The sequence below is a fragment of the Chamaesiphon sp. genome, assembly GCF_041738855.1.
Lineage (GTDB): Bacteria > Cyanobacteriota > Cyanobacteriia > Cyanobacteriales > Chamaesiphonaceae > Chamaesiphon.
The window spans coordinates 1-3544 of record NZ_JBGSPA010000126.1; the positions used below are offsets into that span (position 1 = coordinate 1).

4 protein-coding genes and 1 pseudogene are annotated in these 3544 nt (G+C 43.5%); all 5 read right to left on the minus strand.

Features of this window, described 5'->3' with window-relative positions:
* Window positions 1-194, minus strand: a pseudogene (locus ACEW9I_RS11570) (hypothetical protein); the annotation flags it as partial.
* A gap of 40 nt (window positions 195-234) precedes the next feature.
* Window positions 235-1530 (minus strand): NAD(P)/FAD-dependent oxidoreductase, encoded by a 1296-nt coding sequence (locus ACEW9I_RS11575; protein ID WP_373540490.1) that lies wholly within the window; start codon window positions 1528-1530, stop codon window positions 235-237.
* 50 nt (window positions 1531-1580) lie between these two features.
* Entirely contained in the window at window positions 1581-1997 is a 417-nt protein-coding gene (locus tag ACEW9I_RS11580; protein ID WP_373540491.1) for a YggT family protein, read from the minus strand.
* A gap of 100 nt (window positions 1998-2097) precedes the next feature.
* Window positions 2098-2772, minus strand: coding sequence for a BON domain-containing protein (locus tag ACEW9I_RS11585; RefSeq protein WP_373540492.1), 675 nt, complete (start codon window positions 2770-2772; stop codon window positions 2098-2100).
* A gap of 149 nt (window positions 2773-2921) precedes the next feature.
* A partial coding sequence (locus tag ACEW9I_RS11590) for a tryptophan-rich sensory protein (RefSeq protein WP_373540493.1) occupies window positions 2922-3544 on the minus strand: 623 nt, incomplete at its 5' end.

Below are 3544 nucleotides of genomic sequence, written 5' to 3' on the forward strand. Positions count from 1 at the left end.
ACCGATCCAAAATGTCCCTTATGCCAACCTAATATCCATTTAAAATTATCTTCTTTGCCTGCTAAATCGAGAATCTGATAAACAGTTCCGGTAATGGCTGTCAGTAATAGAGGTAGCATCATAATCGGTGCAATTAGGCGATGAAGATGGCGGATACTTTTAAAATACTGAGCGTTTTGTTTGGTAGCAGTCATAATCTAATCTCCACTTTTTTATAATAATTAACCGTTAATATCATTTTTCGGCGATGTAGTGAAATAGTTCATCAGATAACCATTCAACAGTTCCTTTGAAATTGCGGGCAGGAGTGGGTAAAAGATCGACATAGGCGGCTTGACGAATCAAATGTCCGAGATGACCTTTGACTTGATAACGATCGTAAAGATCGGCGACACTATCGTCTAAACCCAGCTTCAGAAGTGTTCCCCGCAACCCAATTTTTACTGGAAAGAGTGGGCGATTTTCGCTGAGTGCTTGCAAATTCTGGGCGATCGCGGCTCCTTGCTGATATGCTACTTGAGCGGTAGCTGGTAAAGGCTGCTCCATTACAGTGCAATCTCCACCTGCGAATACTTCGGGGAAATCGAGTAGTTGTAGGATGTTTGTCAATTTAAGTCGTCCTTGTTTATCGAGACTTGTTTCAGGAATTGATAGTTTATCGATTAATGGATTGATTGCGGTTCCTGTCGTCCAAATCATCGTCGCGGCTGATAGCTGTTCGATTTGGTTGTCTCGCTTCAGGACAACCGTATCTGGACGAACCTCGATTACTTCAGTTTCTAGCATCAACTCAACGGCTATGTTCCGCTCTTGCAATGCGGTTTGAGTAGTCTCTCGGATGCTGTCACTATGACCTTTGAGAATCTCCTTGCCTCGTTGAATTACAACCACTCGCAGATCTGTAATGTCACCACCTAACAGCGTGTGCCAGTTTGGTAATAAATCTGCTAGAGTTGCGGCTAGCTCGATGCCAGTACAACCAGCACCCATAATTGCAAAGGTTAATAAGGTCTGTTTTTCTAGTCCAGTTGCTTGGGTGGCGCGTTGCAAACAATCTCGTAAATGTTTAGCCAAAACGATCGCATCTTCAGTGCTGAAAAATTGTAAAGTGTGTTCTTTGGCTCCTTCCACACCACAGTAACCCGCGACACTACCGAGTGATAAAACTAAATTACTATAGTTGTAATGCAGTCCAGAGGCCAATTTAACTTGTCGCTGCTGTAAATCGATCGATTCGATCGTATCTTGTATGAATTCAATCCCACTTTTATGTAAAAGATTGTCATAGCGGGGGCAGATATATTGAGTATTCATCTCACCACTGAGAAACTCATAGAGTAATGGTTTGAAGATAAATCTCGAATCCCTGTCGATCAAAATCGTGGGTGTTCTATAATGTTGATGGCTAAGGTGTAACGCGGTGAATAATCCAGTAAAGCCACCACCTAAAATCAAAGTTGGTAATTTCTGAGCCGCAATAAGTTGGGCAGGAATTGTTAATGTTTCATCTAAGCTTTTTGGTTCAGGCATAATATTCGACATCTTCATGCTCCTATTCATTTAATAGATCTGGTATAAATTTATGATTCGTGATAAAAGATGAATTTAACCAGTGAAGCAGCTAAATAGCTCAATAGAGCGTAAGCAACGATCGCGATCGCAATATTGACATCAAATATATATGCCCCACCACCAAAAGTTGGGCTGATAAACAAAGTCGAGAATGGGGCGACAAAAGGTGCAGATAAATTATTGATTAATCTAGCAAATTCATTTTGAGGGTTGGCTGCAAACAACCGCAGTAAAAATCTTATGCCTAGTAATATTTCTAATGCTCCTACTAGCCAGAAAATAGTATTAAGTATCCAAATAAAGGGAGTATTTAATCGAGCAGATCGTAGACGTTTCTCTTCTTGGCGAAGTCGGAAAGCTTCTTCGTCATGTTGGAGTTCTTGTCGCCGTTCGATGTTGGTATCATCCTGTCGATCGTGAGCCATAATTAGACCTCAATATTAATATTTTCAAGGGTGAATTAAGTAGGGGCAATATCTTGATTTGCCCCTACCTAAATGGTTGAATTGCCTACCTAAATGGAAGCTAGAACATCCAATCTACTTCGAGGCGATTGTCCACAGAGGATACACCTGCTTCAGACCAAGCAACTCGTTCGGCTTCGTCATACTCGCTGTAGTTGCGAACTTGACCGTGGAGGATGACGTTGTTGCCAGAAGTTTCCACGCGGATGTGTTCGGCATCCAACATCGCACTGCGTTTGAATGCAGCTTTGATGTCCGTTTCAACTTCATTTTTCGTCACTTTGGGTGAGATCGAGATTGAATTAGTTAGTCCTTTGACACCCGCCATTTGCTTAACAAGATCGCCTGCGGCGTTCTTCTGATACCACCATTCCACTTGGCCTTCTAAGGTAATCCAGCCATCACGGACTGTTGCCTGAACGGTGCCGTTGGGAATTGTCGTAGACCATTCGATTTGGTTGATGGCTGCTGCGGCAATATCGGTGTCGGTGCGGTGATACGAAGCTGGTAGCTGGATTTTGATGTCATCGGCGATCGCTTTGACCCCTGCAACCCGTTTAGTAGCGTGTACGGCTTCCCATTTCTCGTTATAGCTGCTGGCATAGCCATTGAGTGTTACCGTCCCATTTTTGGCTAATACGCCGATGTCTGAGACTTTGACGCTGGGATCGTATTTGAGTTCGGATAGCACATCATTTTTTAATTCTGTGTCAGTTTTTTCGAGTGTACGTTGCATATTATTTATGGTTTGTTTGTTGTTGTTTAAAAGAAGCAGGCTAATGTATTAGCTATTAATACATTGCAGGTATGCTAGGGTTGACCCCTACACCCTTTAGCTCTGGATATAAAGTTGGTCATTATTTTAGCCTCATTTACAAATCGAATTTAGTAATTTTTGCCAAAAGATTTAGGTGCGACTTCTATGCTGAATAGAATTAAGAAGAGCGCAGTTACCGCAGCAGTTACCGTAATCAAAGGTGTATCTAGATGGCGAATCCCGATCGCAATTAATGCCCAAATAATTACCAGCAGATAGGCAGGATCGTGGTGTTTTATTATTACTTGAGTTGTAATTGCACCACTAACGAGCATCATGATGACTGCCCAGATTGCGGGTGCAATCCCCCAACCATCCCAGTTGATGCTGTAGAGCGCGAGTGACGCATTGACAACGATGGCGACGGTAATCCAGCCGAGGTAAATACTAATCGGGATGTTGATAAGCCATTGCTCCGTTGGCGAGACGTGGTGTTGACCGATCTCCAGGCGTTGATAGAGGACAATCAGCGGTACCAAGATGCCCAACATCGCGACGACAGATAAGGGAAAGAGACGGGCAAGAAAGAGATAAATCCAGGCACATTGAGCGATACAGGCGAACACCAGCAGATAACCACCGCGCTGTAAGCTGGGGTTGTGACGCTGAGTAGGTTGGGCTTGGTAAATACCAAAGGCGACCAGACCCAGATAAATCGGTGCCCAAATAGCAAAGGCGTAGTTGGCGGGCA

Coding starts and splice junctions, on each gene's coding strand:
- ACEW9I_RS11575 (WP_373540490.1), bottom strand. CDS start 1,530: ATGCCTGAACCAAAAAGCTTAGATGAAACATTAACAATTCCTGCCCAA.
- ACEW9I_RS11580 (WP_373540491.1), bottom strand. CDS start 1,997: ATGGCTCACGATCGACAGGATGATACCAACATCGAACGGCGACAAGAA.
- ACEW9I_RS11585 (WP_373540492.1), bottom strand. CDS start 2,772: ATGCAACGTACACTCGAAAAAACTGACACAGAATTAAAAAATGATGTG.